This window comes from Mesorhizobium sp. M4B.F.Ca.ET.143.01.1.1, from assembly GCF_004792275.1.
GTDB classification, from domain to species: Bacteria; Pseudomonadota; Alphaproteobacteria; order Rhizobiales; family Rhizobiaceae; genus Mesorhizobium; species Mesorhizobium abyssinicae.
In genome coordinates this window covers 406,180-423,327 of sequence record NZ_SRSR01000003.1, presented here as the reverse complement: position 1 = coordinate 423,327, position 17,148 = coordinate 406,180, and the positions used below count along the sequence as shown (strand labels likewise).

14 protein-coding genes are annotated in these 17,148 nt (G+C 65.6%); all 14 read right to left on the bottom strand.

What is annotated here, in order from left to right:
• Positions 1-27: 27 nt before the first annotated feature.
• Entirely contained in the window at positions 28-324 is a 297-nt protein-coding gene (locus EN786_RS09345; protein WP_127310966.1) for an AzlD family protein, read from the bottom strand.
• Entirely contained in the window at positions 321-1,049 is a 729-nt protein-coding gene (locus tag EN786_RS09340; protein WP_127310967.1) for an AzlC family ABC transporter permease, read from the bottom strand. Before EN786_RS09340 ends, EN786_RS09345 begins: the two co-directional genes overlap by 4 nt.
• 115 nt (positions 1,050-1,164) lie before the next feature.
• Positions 1,165-1,851, bottom strand: a complete 687-nt coding sequence (locus EN786_RS09335; RefSeq protein ID WP_127310970.1) for a TIGR02453 family protein — start codon at positions 1,849-1,851, stop codon at positions 1,165-1,167.
• Positions 1,851-4,055, bottom strand: coding sequence for an NAD-dependent DNA ligase LigA (gene ligA, locus EN786_RS09330; protein ID WP_127310968.1), 2,205 nt, complete (start codon positions 4,053-4,055; stop codon positions 1,851-1,853). The genes EN786_RS09335 and ligA overlap by 1 nt, the downstream gene beginning before the upstream one ends.
• Positions 4,056-4,340: 285 nt before the next feature.
• The gene (recN, locus tag EN786_RS09325) at positions 4,341-6,014 is read right to left on the bottom strand and encodes a DNA repair protein RecN (protein WP_127286450.1); all 1,674 of its coding nucleotides are present in this window, start codon (positions 6,012-6,014) and stop codon (positions 4,341-4,343) included.
• 8 nt (positions 6,015-6,022) lie between these two features.
• Complete coding sequence (locus EN786_RS09320) at positions 6,023-6,892, bottom strand: outer membrane protein assembly factor BamD (protein WP_127286449.1); 870 nt, start codon at positions 6,890-6,892, stop codon at positions 6,023-6,025.
• A 216-nt stretch (positions 6,893-7,108) separates the two neighbouring features.
• The gene (gene lpxC, locus EN786_RS09315) at positions 7,109-8,083 is read right to left on the bottom strand and encodes a UDP-3-O-acyl-N-acetylglucosamine deacetylase (RefSeq protein WP_127310969.1); all 975 of its coding nucleotides are present in this window, start codon (positions 8,081-8,083) and stop codon (positions 7,109-7,111) included.
• A gap of 311 nt (positions 8,084-8,394) precedes the next feature.
• Complete coding sequence (gene ftsZ / locus EN786_RS09310; RefSeq protein WP_127286447.1) at positions 8,395-10,056, bottom strand: cell division protein FtsZ; 1,662 nt, start codon at positions 10,054-10,056, stop codon at positions 8,395-8,397.
• Positions 10,057-10,124: 68 nt separating this feature from the next.
• Positions 10,125-11,432, bottom strand: a complete 1,308-nt coding sequence (gene ftsA / locus EN786_RS09305) for a cell division protein FtsA (protein ID WP_127312041.1) — start codon at positions 11,430-11,432, stop codon at positions 10,125-10,127.
• Positions 11,429-12,370, bottom strand: a complete 942-nt coding sequence (locus EN786_RS09300) for a cell division protein FtsQ/DivIB (RefSeq protein WP_135908247.1) — start codon at positions 12,368-12,370, stop codon at positions 11,429-11,431. Before EN786_RS09300 ends, ftsA begins: the two co-directional genes overlap by 4 nt.
• Positions 12,358-13,284, bottom strand: coding sequence for a D-alanine--D-alanine ligase (locus EN786_RS09295; protein WP_127287350.1), 927 nt, complete (start codon positions 13,282-13,284; stop codon positions 12,358-12,360). Before EN786_RS09295 ends, EN786_RS09300 begins: the two co-directional genes overlap by 13 nt.
• 370 nt (positions 13,285-13,654) lie before the next feature.
• Complete coding sequence (gene murB / locus EN786_RS09290; protein WP_127309910.1) at positions 13,655-14,620, bottom strand: UDP-N-acetylmuramate dehydrogenase; 966 nt, start codon at positions 14,618-14,620, stop codon at positions 13,655-13,657.
• Positions 14,617-16,023 (bottom strand): UDP-N-acetylmuramate--L-alanine ligase, encoded by a 1,407-nt coding sequence (gene murC, locus EN786_RS09285; protein WP_127286009.1) that lies wholly within the window; start codon positions 16,021-16,023, stop codon positions 14,617-14,619. Before murC ends, murB begins: the two co-directional genes overlap by 4 nt.
• Entirely contained in the window at positions 16,020-17,147 is a 1,128-nt protein-coding gene (gene murG, locus EN786_RS09280; RefSeq protein WP_128275444.1) for an undecaprenyldiphospho-muramoylpentapeptide beta-N-acetylglucosaminyltransferase, read from the bottom strand. Before murG ends, murC begins: the two co-directional genes overlap by 4 nt.
• Position 17,148: the final 1 nt, after the last annotated feature.

The window sequence follows — 17,148 nt, the reverse complement described above, 5'->3', positions numbered from 1 at the left end:
AACCGGTAGTCAGCTCGGACCAGAAACTTACCCTACGAACTGCCTGGCCAGTATCAGCACGGCGGCACCGGCCAAAAACATCGACATCAACCCGCCGCGCAGCGACACGGCCGCGGCGACGATCAGCGCCGCCCATTCCGCGGGACCGGCGCCAAGCGCCGCCGGCGCCACCAGCGTCGTCAGCACCGCCGCCGGCACGGCGTTCAAGCCAGCCTCGACGCGCGGATGGACGTTGTCGAAGCGCGAGATGACCAGGTGCCCGCCGACGCGGGTGAGATAGGTGGCGACAGCACCAGCGATGATGATCCAGAAGGTGGTGCTCATGGCCGTTCCCCCACGCCGCTGTGATGCGGCGGCAATATGACGGCGAGCAGCACGCCGGCGACGGCGCCGATGGAAACGTGCCAGGGCGAGCCTACCGTCTTGTAGGCGATGGTGGAGGCAACGGCGCTCGCAACGACCACAGGCAGCCACAGCGGCCGCTTGCGGAAGCCCATGACGAGGCCGAGGAAATAGATCGGCAGCAGGAAGTCGATGCCCAGCGCATGCGTTTCGGGAATGAGCTTGCCGAACACCGCGCCAAGCGCGCTTTCGATCACCCAGAACACATAGACCGGCAGGCCAAGGCCGAGATACCAGGCAAAGCCGACGGTCTCGCCGGATTGCGCCCTCGCCTCCGACACGGCGTATTGGGGATCGGTCATGATGAAGAAGCCGAACGCCTGCTGCACCACCGGCCAGTGCGCGATGCGCCGGCCAAGGCCGGCGGAATAAAGCACGTGGCGGAAATTCACGGCGAAGATCGACAGCACGATCAGCCACGGCGCGACATGCTGGCCGAACAGTTCGATGCCGACCATCTGGCTGGCGCCGCCGAAGATCAGGGCGCTCATCAGGAAGGCTTCAAGGACCGAGAAACCATTGTCGACGGCGATTGCCCCGAACAGCAGCGCGAATGGCGCCGAAGCGACCACGACCGGCATCGAGAGCCGAACGCCGTCCCAGAAATCGCTCTTCGCACTGTTTTCGGAAATCGCTTCCGCCGACATGGGTCGCTCCCTTTGACGGCCTGATGTAGGGAGCGTCGCCTTCCTTGTCACACCAATTCGCTTGAGCCGAACGATCAGCGGAAATGATCGCCGGCGCGAGCAAGCATGGCTCGCGCTATTGCGCCTTGCCCTGGATGGCCCTGCCCCAGTCGAGCAGCGGCTTGGCCCGCAAGGTGAAATCGACGAGCTCGCCGACCAGCGCCGGCGAGTGGATGCCGGCCGGGTCAATTGCCTGCTGGACGTAAAAGTGCCGGTTGCGGATGGCTTCGGCCAAGTCGCTGTCAGTGACATGCTCGAAGCCGCGCGGCGTGCGCTTCATGCGATCCTCGGTCTCGAATTCGAGACGGGTCTTCTTCAAGGCCGCCACCAGCGCGCGATACTTCTCCGGCTTCGTCGCGATGGCGTTGCGCATGGCGAGCAGCAGTTCGGGACTGGGCTGCCACCAGGCGACGCCCGAGAAGCACCGCTCGAGCCCGATATGCACGTAGAACACGCCCTGCTCCATCTTGGTGCCGTCGGGCGACAGGATGGCCGACAGATGCCGGTTGTAGGGCCGCTTGTCCTTGGAGAAACGCACGTCGCGATTGATGCGGAACAGCGACTTCTTGCGGTCGCCGCGCAGGCCAAGTCCGGCCGCGGCAAAACGCTCGGTCAGCGTCTCGACGAGATCGCAGAACGGCTCGTGCAGTTCGCTCTCGTAGAGGTCGCGATTCTCCTGGAACCACTCGCGGTTCTGGTGGAAGTCGAGCGCCTTGAGGAACGGAATGGCCTTTTGGCCAAACCCCTTGAATGGGCCGGCCATCACGCCTTGCCAACCCGTTGCAACCATGTGTCCTCGTCGATGACTTCGACGCCGAGTTCACTGGCAAGCTTCAGCTTGGAGCCCGCGCCCGGACCAGCCACCAACAGATCGGTTTTCGCCGACACCGAGCCCGCCACCTTGGCGCCAAGCCGTTCGGCCATCGCCTTGGCTTCGGAGCGCGTCATCTTTTCCAATGAACCGGTAAAGACGATCGTCTTGCCGGCGACCTCGCTGTCGGCCGAGACCGTGACGATATACGGCTTTGGCTTGACTTGCTCGAGCAGCTTCTCAAGCACGTCGTCGTTGCGTTCATTGCCGAAGAAATCGCGCAGCGCGCCGATCACCGTGTCGCCGATGCCGTTGATCGAGGGGAAAACACTGTGCGGATCGTCGGCCTTTGCCGTCTCCTTGCCGACGCGGATCAGCTCCTCCATGGTCGAGAAGGTCCGGGCAAGGACGGCGGCAGTCGTCTCGCCGATATGGCGGATGCCGAGGGCGAAGATGAAGCGGTCGAGCTCCGGCTCACGGCGCGCGTCGATGGCCGCGAACAGCTTGTCGAGGCCTTCATAGTTGCGATCCTCGGCGCTGCGCACATTCTTGCGCGTCTTGCCCGATGCGGCCTCACGCAGCTTCGCCTGCTCCTCGCGCCGCCCGGCCAGCGCCCTGGTGACGTCGGGGCGACGATCCTTGAGCGTGAAGATATCGGCGGCCGTCTTGATCAATCCGGCGTTGAAGAAGAGATCGATGTTTTCCGCGCCCAGCCCCTCGATATCCATGGCGCCGCGCGAGACGAAGTGGCGCAATCCCTCCACGGCCTGCGCCGCGCAGATCAGCTCGCCGGTGCAGCGGCGGCGGGAATCTTCCTTGCCGGTCTTCTCGTTGATCTCGCGCGTCGCCGGCGAACCGCAGATCGGGCAGGTATGCGGGAATTCATAAGGCACGGCATCCGACGGGCGCTTGTCGATGACCACGCTGACGATCTGCGGAATGACATCCCCTGCCCGCTGGATGACCACAGTGTCGCCGATGCGGACGTCGATGCCGTCGCGGATCGGCAGGCCGTTGCTGTCGAGACCCTTGATATAGTCCTCATTGTGCAGCGTGACGTTCTCGACCACGACGCCGCCGACGGTGACGGGCGCCAGCCGCGCCACCGGCGCCAGCGTGCCGGTGCGACCGACCTGGATGTCGATCTTCTGCACGGTCGTCATCGCCTGCTCGGCCGGAAATTTGTGCGCGACGGCCCAGCGCGGCTCGCCTGTGACGAACCCCCACCGGCGCTGCAATTCCAGCTGGTCGACCTTGTAGACGACCCCGTCGATGTCGTAGCCCAGCGACGAGCGCTGCTCCTCGATCCGATGATAGTGCGCGATCAGTTCCTCGATCGATTTCGCCCGCACCATCAACGGGCTGACCTTGAACCCCCACTCGGCGAATTTCTGCACCGAATCATATTGGGTGGGAGCCGGATCCGCCGTCGTGTAGCCCCAGGCATAGGCGAAGAACTTCAGGTTGCGGCTGGCGGTGACTGATGGATCCTTCTGGCGCAGCGACCCGGCAGCGGTGTTGCGCGGATTGACGTAGTCCTGACCGCCGGCGGCCGCCGAACGTTGCTTCAGCGCCTCGAACTCGGCATAGGTCATGTAGACCTCGCCGCGTATCTCGATCGAATCGGGCCAGCCCGAGCCCTTCAGGGTTTTCGGGATATCCGCGATCGTCTTGAGGTTGGCGGTGATGTCTTCGCCGACGGCGCCGTCGCCGCGCGTTGCGCCCTGCACGAACACGCCCCGCTCGTAGCGCAGCGAGGCCGACAGCCCGTCGATCTTCGGCTCGGCCGTGAAGGCGATGTCCAGATCCTTGTCGCGGTCGAAGAAGCGCCGGCCGCGCTCGATGAAGTCGGCGACGTCCTGGTCGGTATAGGCCTTGGAGAGGCTGAGCATCGGCACGGCATGGCGAACCTTGGCAAAGCCCTCCGCCGGCGGCGCGCCGACCCGCTGTGACGGCGAATCCTCGCGCACCAGGTCCGGGAAGCGATCCTCGATGGCGAGGTTGCGGCGCGTCAGCGCGTCGTACTCCGCGTCGGAGATTATTGGCGCGTCCTCGGTATGGTAGCGCCGGTCGTGCTCGGCGATCTCCGCCGCCAGCCGCTTCAGTTCGTCCGCGGCCTCGCTTTCGCTCAGCGAATCGACTGGTTTTTCCGACATGCTTGGCAAGTCCCTGAGTTATGGCGCGCCACTATAAATCAGGATTCGCCGACCGGGAGTCGGCTTGCGCAAAAATCATTCCCGAACAGCAAGATGCAGCCATATCCTGACTCAGATTCCAGGCACAGAGAATCAAGCACCCAGGATGTGTTGAGATTCAGGTCAGGCCGAGTCGAGAATGGTGGCTTCCGAGAACCGGAGCGGAGCGTACTTTTGGGTACGTGAGCACCGGAAGCGCAGGAAGCCGCCGTTCGCAGGCCGGCCTCACCTGAATATCGACGCAGCCTAGGCTGCGGCCGTGTTCTCGCGCAGCAAACGCTCTGCCGCCGCGCGCGCCTCGTCGGTGATCGTGGCGCCGGCCAGCATGCGCGCGATCTCCTCCTGGCGCGCCGTCCGGTCCATCTCGGCGATGCCGGTGGCGACCCTGTCGGTGCCGCCGGATTTGGAGATCAGGAAATGCGTTGCCGCGCGCGCCGCCACTTGCGGCGCGTGGGTGACGGACAGCACCTGCACCCGCTTCGACAGCCTGGCCAGCCGCTGGCCGATGGCATCGGCCACGGCGCCGCCGACGCCGGTGTCGATCTCGTCGAAGACCAGCGTCGGCGCCGAGCCGCGATCGGCCAGCGCAACTTTCAGCGCCAGGAGGAAGCGCGACAGCTCGCCGCCGGAGGCGACCTTCATCATCGGGCCGGGCCTGGTGCCCGGATTGGTGCGCACCCAGAACTCGACCTGGTCGATGCCCTCTTCCATCCGGCTTTCGGCATCGCTCGTTATCTCGACGATGAACTCGGCGCGTTCGAGCTTGAGCGCCGGCAATTCGGCCATCACCGCCCTGGTCAGGCCGACGGCGGCGGCATGGCGAAGCGAGGACAGCTGCGCGGCCGAGATGTCGTAGGCCTCGCGCGCCGCGGCCGCCTGCTTCTCCAACCCGTGCAGGCGTTCCTCGCCGGCGTCGAGGTCGGCGAGGTCGGCGGCCATCGTGTCGCGCAACTGCGCCAGATCGTCGACCGCGACGCTGTGCTTGCGCGAGGCGGCGCGTAGCGCGAAAAGCCGCTCTTCCGCTTTCTCCAGCCGTTGCGGATCATATTCGGTGGCGCGCAATGCCGCTTCGACGCCCGACTGCGCGGCATCGAGCGACAGCATCGCCTCGTCGAGCGACTTCACCACATCGTCGAGCAGGCCCGGCGCCTCTCCCGCCTTGCGTTGCAGGCGCCTGAGCAGGCTGGCCAGCTGCGGCAGCGGCGAGGACGGTCCCGAAAGCACATCCTGTGCGTCATGGATTTCCGAGGCGATCTTTTCCGCCCGCATCATCATGGCGCGCAGTTCGGCAAGCTCGCTCTCCTCGCCCGGCTGCGGATCGAGCTTCGCCAGTTCGGCGACGGAGGCGCGCAGATAGTCGGCTTCGCGCGCCGCGGCCTCGACCTTGGCGCGATGCTTGGCAAGGTCCTGCTCGCAGCCGCGCCAGTAGCGCCAGGCTTCGCCCGTCGCGCGCGCGGCGCCGAGATGGCCGCCGAAACTGTCCAGCAATTCGCGGTGCGCGCCCGGATCGACCAGCGCCCGCTCGTCGTGCTGGCCGTGGATCTCGACCAGCGCATGGCCGATATCGCGCATCAGCGTGACGCTGGACGGCTGGTCGTTGACGAAAACGCGCGTGCGGCCGTCGGCCGTCTGCACGCGGCGCAGGATGATGTCGCCGTCATCCTCGATTGCGTTGTCGGCGAGCAGCGCGCGGGCCGGATGGTTGCGCGGCACGTCGAACACGGCGATGACCTGGCCTTGCGTGGCGCCATGGCGCACGAGTGCCGCGTCGCCGCGCGCGCCCAGCGCCAGCGACAACGCGTCGAGCAGGATGGATTTGCCGGCGCCGGTTTCGCCGGTCAGCACCGAGAGGCCGGGCAAGAAGTCGATGTCCAGCTTCTCGATCAGGACGATATCGCGGATCGACAGCCTGGACAGCATCGCGGATGTCAGGCGCCGGTGATCAGCTTCCCGGCCTTGGAGATCCACGACCCCGCATTTTCGCGCGGCTCAAGCCCGTTGCTCTGCAGGAGCTTGTAGGAATCCTTGTACCACTGGCTGTCGGGATAATTGGTGCCAAGCACCGCGGCGGCGGTCTGCGCTTCCGATGTCAGGCCCATCGCGTAGTAGCTTTCGGTCAGGCGCGCCAGCGCCTCCTCGACATGGCGGGTGTTGGAATAGTTCTCGACCACGGTGCGGAAGCGCTTGACCGCGGCGATATACTCGCGGCGCTCGAGATAGTAGCGGCCGATCTGCATCTCCTTGCCGGCGAGCTGGTCGTTGGCGAAGCGGACCTTCTCCTTGGCGTCGTCGACATATTCGGAGGTCGGCCAGCGCGTCACCAGATCCTGCATCGTCTGCACGGTCAGGCGCGCTTCCTTCTGGTCCTGCGTGACGTCCTTGATCTGGCGGTAGTAGCTCAGCCCGATGATGTACTGGGCATAGGCGGCGTCATCCGTCGACGGGTAGAGCGTCAGGTAGCGCTTGGCCGAGCCGATCGCCTCGTCGTAGTGGCCGGCGCGATAGTCGGCGAAAGCGCCCATCACCATCGATTTGCGGGCGAATTCCGAATACGGGTGCTGGCGGTCGACCGCGTCGAACTTCTTGCTCGCCTCGTCCAGCCGGCCGGCATTCAGATTGGCGAGGCCCTGATTGTAGAGGACGTCCGCGGGCTCGGTCTGGTCGACATAGGTCGACAGGTCGACATCCTTCTCGGAGGACATGCAGGCCGACAGGACGAGCGATGGAACAACCACCGAAAGCGCCAGGAAAACGACCCGGTGCGGCGCTTTCGATTGACCAACTCGCTTGAAGAACATGATTGGATTCCGCCCTTTCGGCGTCATTTCAGTCGTCATTTCGCTCTGGGGCAGCAGCCATAAACCATAACCGCCTTGCCCGGCAACGCTATCTCCGGCCAATCGCACATTTTTGTGGCGGTTCGGCACAGACCTAAGAATGGCACGATTTCACCAACCGGTGATGCATCCATGCAACACCGGCCGGACGCTACAAAGCCAGAAAATCGTTAAGAATCAAATCATCCAGGGCGCGTAGAGGGGCGCGCTGACGGCAATCATCTCTGCGCTGCGGCCGCGGTCGCGGCGCGTCGTTTCGACGATCTCGAAGGCGGACCGGTCGGACAAAAGCCGACGCAAAGCCGCCGCATTCATCCGGTGGCCGCCACGATAGGAGCGGAAGCAGCCGATGAAGCGGGCGCCGGCGAGCGCCAGGTCGCCCATCGCGTCCAGCGTCTTGTGGCGCGCGAACTCATTGGCGTAGCGAAGGCCGCCGATGTTGATGACGCGGTTGTCGTCGCCGATCACCAGCGAGTTCTCCAGCGACGAGCCCAGCGCATAGCCGGCCGCCCACAGCCGCTCGACGTCCTTCATGAAACCGAAGGTGCGGGCGCGCGCGATGTCGCGGCGGAAAATGTCGGGATTGATGTCGGAAGCGAACAGCTGGCGGCCGATTGCCGGGCTTTCGAAATCGATCTCGATCTCGAAGCGCGTGCCGTCATAGGGCCTGAACTCGGCCCATGAGGCGCCGTTCTCAATGCGGACAGGCTTGACCACCCTGATATAGCGGCGCTTGACCGGCAGCATCTCGATGCCCGCCTGGTCGAAGGCCTCGACGAAGGGCACGGCGCTGCCGTCGAGGATCGGAACCTCACGGCCGTCGATCTCGATGACGAGATTGTCGACGCCGAGCCCGAAAACCGCGGCCATGAGATGTTCGACGGTGCCGATGTGCTCGCCGGCCGGATCGCCGAGCATGGTGCAGAGGTCGGTCGCGCCGACTTCGGAGACCAGTGCGCGGAATTCGCGGCTCTCGTCGCCGTTGGAAAGCTGGAAGGCGATGCCGGTATCGGCATCCGCTGGCAGGAAATTGACGGTGACCGGCTTGCCGCTGTGAACGCCGGTGCCGGTCAGCGTCGCGCGCGATTTAAGTGTCGTCTGATAGTCGTGCAAGACAAACCCCTTGGCCCATACTGCCTGCGTCCGCTTCATCAGTTCCTGGCGTATTCTGCTGCCGGATGGATCACCCGGCGTGCGCATGGATGCGGCAAAATAAACAAGGCGGTGCGGCTCTTGATATGATCGGCAGGCTGGGCCAACTCCCCGAATCCCGGCAAGCCGATAGTGCTCCGGGCGAAGATAGTGGTCCGGCTGGGAGAGTCCAAATCACGGTTTCTTACCCACTGTAACCGCGATCCGGTGCGAAGCGGTGCTTGCAACACCTTGTTTTTACATCTCTTTATACGTTAACAGGCAAACAATCGCTTGTCTGCCTGTTAACAACTGTTACGAACCGTTAACGGTCAGTTGGCCTGGCGCCGCAGGAATGCCGGAATCTCCAGCTGGTCGTCTTCCTGCACGGCCCGGCTCTGCGGCGTCAGCCGGCCCTGGTCGTCAAGCTGGCCGCGGCGCGGCGCGTAGAGCTGCGGGTCCTGGCTGGCGAGACGGCGCACTTCCGGTGCCGCCTGGCGCAGTTTCGGCTCGCGCGGCTGCGCCGGCTGCAGCCGCGCAGGCTCTTCCTCGCGGCGGGTCAGTCCGTTGGTCAGGCGCTTCAGCAGTCCCATCGGTCCACCATTCTCATGGTCGGCAGGACGGCTCTTGGCTTCCACCTCGGCCTTCACGACCGGCGGAAAGTCCTCGACGCGCGGCATGCGCTGCGGCGCGGCGGCAACCGGCTGCGGCATTTCCCGCAGCGGCGCGGGCTGCTGCACCACTTGCTGGACGACCGGCTGCGGCTGGGCGGGCGGCGCCTGGAAGATCTTGCTCTGTGGACGGAACTCTTCCGCATGCGCCATCGGCGCCGGGCGGGCCTGCGCCATCGCCGCCGCATTGGCCTCGGCGAGTTGGATCGCCTCGGCGACCGGATCGGCAGCGCGCGGCTCATAGACCTGCTGCTGCACCGGCGCCGGACGGCTTTCCGCGACCGGAGCGGCCGGACGGCTGACCGGCTTCTGCGGTGCCGCGCGGATCGAGATCGGCGCCGCGGCGATTTCGGCCGCCGACTTGTCGATGCCGGTGGCGACCACCGAGACGCGGATCACGCCTTCCAGCTCTTCGTCGAAAGTCGCGCCGAGGATGATGTTGGCATCCTGGTCGACCTCCTCGCGGATGCGGGTCGCGGCTTCGTCGACTTCGAACAGGGTGAGGTCGCGGCCGCCGGTGATCGAGATCAGCAGGCCCTTGGCGCCCTTCATCGAGGTCTCGTCGAGCAGCGGGTTGGCGATGGCGGCTTCCGCCGCGGCCATCGCGCGGCCCTCGCCCGAAGCCTCGCCGGTGCCCATCATCGCCTTGCCCATCTCGCGCATGACCGAGCGGACGTCGGCGAAGTCGAGGTTGATCAGGCCTTCCTTGACCATCAGGTCGGTGATGCAGGCGACGCCGGAGTAGAGCACCTGGTCGGCCATGGCGAAGGCATCGGCGAAGGTGGTCTTGTCATTGGCCAGCCGGAACAGGTTCTGGTTGGGGATGACGATGAGCGTGTCGACGCATTTCTGCAGTTCCTCGATGCCGAGGTCCGCCGTCTTCATGCGGCGCTGGCCTTCGAAATGGAACGGCTTGGTGACGACGCCGACCGTCAGGATGCCCTTCTCGCGCGCGGCGCGGGCGACGACCGGAGCAGCACCGGTGCCGGTGCCGCCGCCCATGCCGGCGGTGACGAAGCACATATGGGTGTTGGACAGGTGATCGATGATCTCGTCGATGCATTCCTCAGCCGCCGCGCGGCCGACCTCCGGCTGCGAGCCGGCGCCGAGCCCCTCGGTCACATGCGCGCCGAGCTGGATCAGCCGCTCCGCCTTCGACATGGTCAGCGCCTGCGCGTCGGTGTTCGCCACCACGAACTCGACACCGCGCAAGCCGGCGGTGATCATGTTGTTGACGGCATTGCCGCCGCCGCCGCCGACACCGAACACGGTGATGCGTGGCTTCAGCTCGGTGATGTCCGGCTTTTGCAGATTGATGGTCATTGTCTCCGTCCTTTGCCTTTCCCGCCGCTTCGCCGCTGCGGCCGCCTATGGGGCTGTCCCCGTCAATTTTAGAAACTGTCTCTCAACCACTGACTCATGCGATGCAGTTTTCCGCCCGTCCCGGTCATCCTGAGACCGGAAATTCCTTTCACAGAATGGCTCTCGAAGCTCGCCATCTGCGGATAGATCAAGAGCCCGACCGGGGTCGAGAACGCCGGCCCCTTCGCCGCCTCGGGCAGCCCGGCCACGCCGAGCGGCCGGCCGATGCGCACATTGCGGCCGAGGATGCGGCGTGCCGCTTCCGGCAGGCCGGCAAGCTGGCTGGCGCCGCCGGTGAGCACGACACGCTTGCCGACGGCGTTGCCGTAGCCCGACTTGTTCAACCGGTCGCGCAGCAATTCCAGCGTCTCGTCGATGCGGGCACGGATGATGCGTGTCATCATCGAGCGCGGTACCTGCACAGGCAGCTCGCCTTCCTCGCCGATCGGCTGGATCGAGACGAGGTCACGGTCGTCCGCGCTGCCCGGCAGCGCCGAACCGTGCATGACCTTCAGGCGCTCCGCGGCGTCGAGCGAGGTCGACAGGCCCTTGGCCATGTCGAGCGTCACATGGTTGCCGCCGATGGCGATGGCGTCGGCGTGAACGAACTTGCCTTCCGAGAACACCGAGATCGTCGTCGTGCCGCCGCCCATGTCGATGCAGGCCGCGCCCATTTCGAGCTCGTCGTCGACCAGTGCCGCGAGCCCGCTGGCGTAGGGCGTCGCCACCATGCGCTCGACCGACAGATGCGAGCGGTTGATGCAGAGCTCCAGGTTGCGCAACGGCGCCGCATCGCCCGTCAGCACGTGCATGTCGACGCCAAGCGCATCGCCGACCATGCCACGCGGATCGCGCACGCCGCGCTCGGCGTCGAGCGAGAAACCGACCGGCAGCGAGTGGATAACTTCGCGCTCGGCCTTCAGCGCCTGCTTGGCGCCGGCCGCCAGCACGCGCTTGATGTCGGCCTCGTCGGCCTGATGGCCGCCGAGATTGATGGTGGCCGAGAAGGCCTCGCTCTTCAGCCGCCCGGCGGTCATGTTGACGATCAGCGAATCCACTGTCAGCCCGGCCATGCGCTCGGCGGCGTCGACGGCCAGACGGATGGCGTGTTCGGCGCGGTCGAGATCGACGACCACGCCCGACTTCACGCCTTGCGATTTCTGGTGGCCGATGCCGATCACCTGGATGCGATGCGAGCGCCCGCGCAAGAGCTTGCCGTCGTCGCGCGGCTTCAGCTTCGCCACCACGCAGCAAACCTTGCTCGAACCGACATCGAGCACCGTCAGGGTGCCCGACCGGCGCGAGGAGGCATCGCTGTTGCCGCCAAGCCAGCTCATATCTTCGTCTCCGGCTTGCGCTTCGTCAGGCTCCTCGGCTTTTCGTTGAGCGCCGCTTCGCGCTGCGTCGCCGCCTCCGGCGTCAGCTGCACGACGAGGCGATCGGACAGGCGCATGTCGACGGCGGCGATGTCGCGGCTCAAGAGCCCGTTGTCGTGGTCCATCCTGACCAGATCGGCGATCGCCTGGTCTTCGCCGTCCTCAGGCAGCTTGACCGTGATGCCGTTCTCCAGCCGCAGGTCCCAGCGCCGCTCGCCGATGCGGATATAGCCTTTGACCCGCGCCGCGAGTTCGGGATAGCGCTTCACCTCGGCAAGGAAATCCGGCGCCTTGGCCGGCGCGCCGGTGCCGATGATCAGCGGCAGCAGCGCCTGCTTACCGCCCGAGAACGGCGCGATGACCTGGCCGTCACGCTCGATGACCGAAAGCGAATCGCCCTGCTGCCAAAGCGCGAAAGGCTCACGCTCCTCGACGCGCACCTCCAGCGTATGCGGATAGACCTTGCGCACCGCCGCGACCTCGACCCAGGGCAGCGTCCTGATCCGCTCGCGCGCGGCCTCGGCATCAAAGCCTATCAGCGAGGTCCAGCCGTCGAGCTCCAGCCGGTCCAGTATATCGATCTCGGAGGTTTCGTGGTTGCCGACCACCTTGATCTGATCGACCGCGAAACCGGTGCGCGCGGTGATGCCCTGGACGACGCCGTCGACCCGTCCGCCAAGATAGGCGCCATAGGCGCTGCTCGACGCGATCAGCACAGCCGAAAGGATTGCCGCGGAAAAAGGCGGCGCGGTGAATTCACCCCCGCCAAGACGCGTCAGAAGGCGCGCCGGCCGGCGAAGCATGCGCGGCAGCACGAAATGGTCGAACGACAGCGAAAGGCCGAACGGCGCCGGCCCGACACCCGCCCCCTTGCCCTGTCCCCACCTCAACGCAGACACGAAGCGTCCTCCACCATCCAACTCAACAGTTCGCCGAACGAATGCCCCGCATGAGCGGCGATTTCAGGCACCAGAGACGTCGGCGTCATGCCCGGCTGGGTATTGATCTCGAGCCAGACAACCTCGCCGTTCTCGGAGTGACGGTCGTCGTAACGGAAGTCCGACCGGGAGACGCCCCGGCAACCGATAGCTTGGTGAGCCTTAAGCGCCAGTGTCTGTATTTTTTGGTAAATATTCGGTGAAATTTTAGCAGGGGTTTCGTGTTTTGATCCGCCCGCCACGTATTTCGAATCGTAGTCGTAGAAGGAATGGCCGGTCGGGATGATCTCGCAGACGCCGAGCGCGACGTCGCCCATCACGGCGCAGGTCAGTTCACGCCCATGGATGTAGCGCTCGACCATGACGGTGTCGCCATATTTCCACTCGGACGAGCCGATGACCTGCGGCGGATGCGACTGCCCTTCATGGACGATGACGACGCCGAAGCTCGATCCTTCGTTGACCGGCTTAACCACGTAGGGCGGCTTCATCGGATGCTTGTTCTGGATGGCGAAGCGGTTGGCCACTTTCGATTCCGCCACCAGGATGCCGGCTGCCTTGGCGACTTTCTTGGCCTGTTCCTTGTTCATGGCCAGCGCCGAGGCAAGCACGCCGGAATGCGTGTAGGGGATTTCGAGATATTCGAGGACACCCTGAATGGTGCCGTCCTCACCGAACGGACCGTGCAGCGCATTGAAGGCAACGTCAGGCTTGAGCGCGGCAAGCACGGAGCCGACATCGCGCGCAACGTCGACCCGGGTGACGCGATAACCTTCATTCTCGAGCGCATCCGCACATGCCTTCCCCGAGGACAGGGACACGGGCCGCTCCGACGAAAAACCACCGAGCAGGACGGCCACATGCTTGTTCTTCATCTCCCGTCATCCCCTCTCACGGCGGGCCGCGACTGACATTTCCACACCAGCATTCCCGCACAGTGAGTCCGAGTCTTCCGGCAGGTTGCCCCCCAGACGGAAAACGCGACCGACGCGTCGAACGACTCAAATCAGGAAACGCTTGAGGCCAGAGAATCAGAGAGTTGATTCGCTGGCAAGTCCTTAAGATTCCGAGAGATTCACTTTCCGTGAAAACGGCCGCGAAAAGTGTGCCGTAGAGTCTTTGCGGCAACGGTTCGGAGGCCGTTGCGGACGCCGAAGTTAAAGTATTACTTGAGCTTCGGCACGCGGCAGAGATCCGCTGGTATCGAGCTTCGGCCGGCTCGCCTGAGTGCCGGCGAGGCTTAGACTAGAGCAGTTGTCCCAGGAATTCCTGCACGGCGTGGCCCGGCCGGAAATCGCCGAGGCGCTTGATTTCCCAATGCAGCCGGACGCCCGAATTCTCGAGCACCCGCGCGCGCACGGTCTCGCCGAGATATTCGAGGTCGTAGCCGGTCGCGGTACCCGTGTTGATCATGAAATTGCAATGCATCGGCGACATCTGCGCGCCGCCGATCATCAAGCCACGGCAGCCGGCCTTGTCGATCTCCTTCCAGGCCGAGGTGCCCTCCGGATTCTTGAAGGTCGAGCCGCCGGTCTTCTCGCGGATCGGCTGCACCGTCTCGCGATGGTTCTGCACCGCATCCATCGCCGCCTTGATCGTCGCCTGGTCTTCCGGATGCCCCTCGAACAGCGCCGAGGTGAAGATCAGCCCCGAAGGCGCCGCCGAATGCCGATAGGCATAGCCCATGTCGGCATTGCTGAGCGTGTGAAGATTGCCCTTGCGGTCGAGCGCCCGCACTTCGACGACGCGTTCGCGCGTCTCGACGCCATTGGCGCCGGCGTTCATCCTCAGCGCACCGCCGACGGCGCCGGGAATGCCGTGGTAGAAATGGAAGCCGCCGATCCCCGCCTCATAGGCGACGGCCGCGAGGCGCTTGTCGGGCGTTGCGGCGCCGGCCCTGATCGTGGTCGGCGAAACGACTTCCGCCTCGCCGAAGCCTTTGGCCGAGAGCCGGATGACGAAACCGGGAATGCCGCCGTCGCGCACCAGGAGGTTCGAGCCGACGCCGACGATGGTCAGCGGGATTTCCTCCGGCACGGCGCGCAGGAAGGCGGCGAGGTCCTCCTCGTCGGCCGGCTGGAACAGCGCGTCCGCCAGGCCGCCGGCGCGGAACCAGGTGATCTTGTCCATCTCGGCGTTGGGCGTGACGCGGCCGCGCAGGCCGGCCAGCCGGTCGCCAAGCTTGTCGATCAGGGGCTGGCCGCGCATCATGAGACGCTTCCACCGAGTTCCTTGGGCAGCGCATAGGCCCACTGCGTGATGTTGCCGGCGCCGAGGAAGACGACGAAGTCGCCGGGCTTTGCCAGATCGCGTATGGCCGGCGCGATCGCCGCCGGGCCTTCGACATAGCGCGCATCGCGATGGCCGCCGGCGCGGATGCGCGACACCAGCGCGTCCGACGTCACCCCTTCGATCGGCTCCTCGCCTGCCGCATAGACCGGCGCCACCATCACCGTGTCGGCGTCGTTGAAGCAGACGGAGAACTCATTGAACAGGTCGTGCAGGCGGGTGTAGCGGTGCGGTTGCGCAATGGCGATGACGCGGCCCTTGGTGGCGCTGCGCGCCGCCTTCAGCACTGCCGTGATCTCGACCGGATGGTGGCCGTAATCGTCGAAGATGTCGACGCCATTCCAGGTGCCGGTATGGGTGAAGCGCCGCTTGACGCCGGCGAAGGACGATAGGCCCTTCTTGATCGCCTCGGCGGACAGGCCGAGCTCATGCGCGACCGCGATCGCCGCCGTCGCGTTGGAGACATTGTGGCGGCCGGGCATCGGCAGGCGCAGATCGGCGATCGTCGTCTGGCCACGCCCCTTGCGGTCGCGGATCACCACGTCGAACTCGGAAGTCGCGCCCGCCATGCGATGATTGGTGAAGCGCACGTCGGCCTGCGCGTTCTCGCCATAGGTGATGACGCGCCGGTCCTCGATGCGGCCGACCAGCGCCTGCACCTCCGGATGGTCGGTGCACATCACGCCGAAGCCGTAGAACGGCACATTCTCGACGAACTGGCGAAACGCCTCGCGGACATTGTCGAAACTGCCGTAGTGGTCGAGGTGCTCGGGATCGATGTTGGTGACGACGGCGATATCGGCCGGCAGCTTCAGGAAGGTGCCGTCGCTCTCGTCGGCCTCGACCACCATCCATTCGCCGTCGCCCATGCGGGCATTGGTGCCATAGGCGTTGATGATGCCGCCATTGATGACCGTCGGGTCGAGCCCGCCGGCCTCGAGCAGCGTCGCCACCATCGACGTCGTGGTGGTCTTGCCATGCGTGCCGCCGATCGCCACCGCCTGGCGAAAGCGCATCAGTTCGGCCAGCATCTCGGCGCGGCGCACCACCGGCAGCAGCTTCTCGCGCGCGGCCTTGAGCTCGGGGTTGGATTTCTTGATCGCGGTCGAGACGACAACCACCTCCGCATCGCCAAGGTTTTCCGCCTTGTGGCCGACGAAACATTCGATGCCCTTGTCGCGTAGCCGCTGCACATTGGCGCCGTCGGCCTGGTCGGAACCCTGCACCTTGTAGCCCAGATTGTGCAGCACCTCGGCAATGCCGCTCATGCCGATGCCGCCAATGCCGATGAAATGCACAAGGCCGATGGTCTGCGGCATCTTCATGCTTGCGTCCCCTTCCTGAAGTCCGAAACGGTTTTTTTGGACGCAATAGCCTCTGTCAGATCGGCGAGCAACCGCGCCGCGTTCGGTTTTCCGGCCGACCGGGCGGCCGCGGCCATGGCCGAAAGCCTGTCGGGATCGCCCATCAGCCCGCCGACGAGCGCCGCGATGCGCTCGGCGGACAGTGTGGATTGCGGATGCACCTCGGCCCCACCGGCGGCGGCCAGCGCCGCGGCATTCGCCGCCTGGTCGTGGTCGAGCGCGTGCGGATAGGGCACCAGCAGCGCCGGCCGGCCGATGACAGCGATTTCCGACACGGTCGAGGCGCCGGAGCGCGACATCACCAGATGCGCCGCCGCGATCCGCGCCGCCATGTCGGTGAAGAAGGGCGACACCTGCGCGTCGACGCCCAGCGCGGCGTAGGCCGCCTTGACTCGCGCCACGTCCTCGGCCCGCGCCTGCTGGGTGATCGCCAGCCGCCTGCGCTGAGCCTCCGGCAAGAGTCCGACAGCCGTCGGCACCGCGTCGGAAAAGAACTGCGCGCCCTGGCTGCCGCCGAACACCAGGAAGCGGAACGGCTCCTCGCCGGTCGCAGCCACGTAAGGCGTCTTCGCCGCCTCCAGGATCTGCGGCCTGACCGGATTGCCGGTGGTCACCGTCTTGGCGCCGGCAGCACTTTCGTCCTCCGGCAGGAAGCCGCCGGCGATGGCGTCGACGCGGCCGGCCAGCGCCCTGTTGGCGCGGCCCATCACCGCGTTCTGCTCATGGATCAATGACGGCACCTTGCGCCGTGTCGCTGCGTAAAGCGGCGGCAATGTCGGATAGCCGCCAAAGCCGACGACGGCTTCCGGCTTGATCCTGGTGATGACGGCGGAGGCCTGCCGCACGCCGCGCCAGATCGCCCACAAGGCCGACAGCACCGCCAGCGGGTTCTTCGAGCCGAGGGTCGCCGATTGGATCGGATGGATGTTGACGGCCGGGAACTGGCCGGAATAGCGCTCGGCGCGATGATCGGTGGCCAGATGCACCTTCCAGCCGCGCTCGTTGAGCTCATGCGCCAGCGCTTCGGCCGGGAAGAGATGTCCGCCCGTGCCGCCCGCCGCCAGAAGAATCACACCCCGCGACATT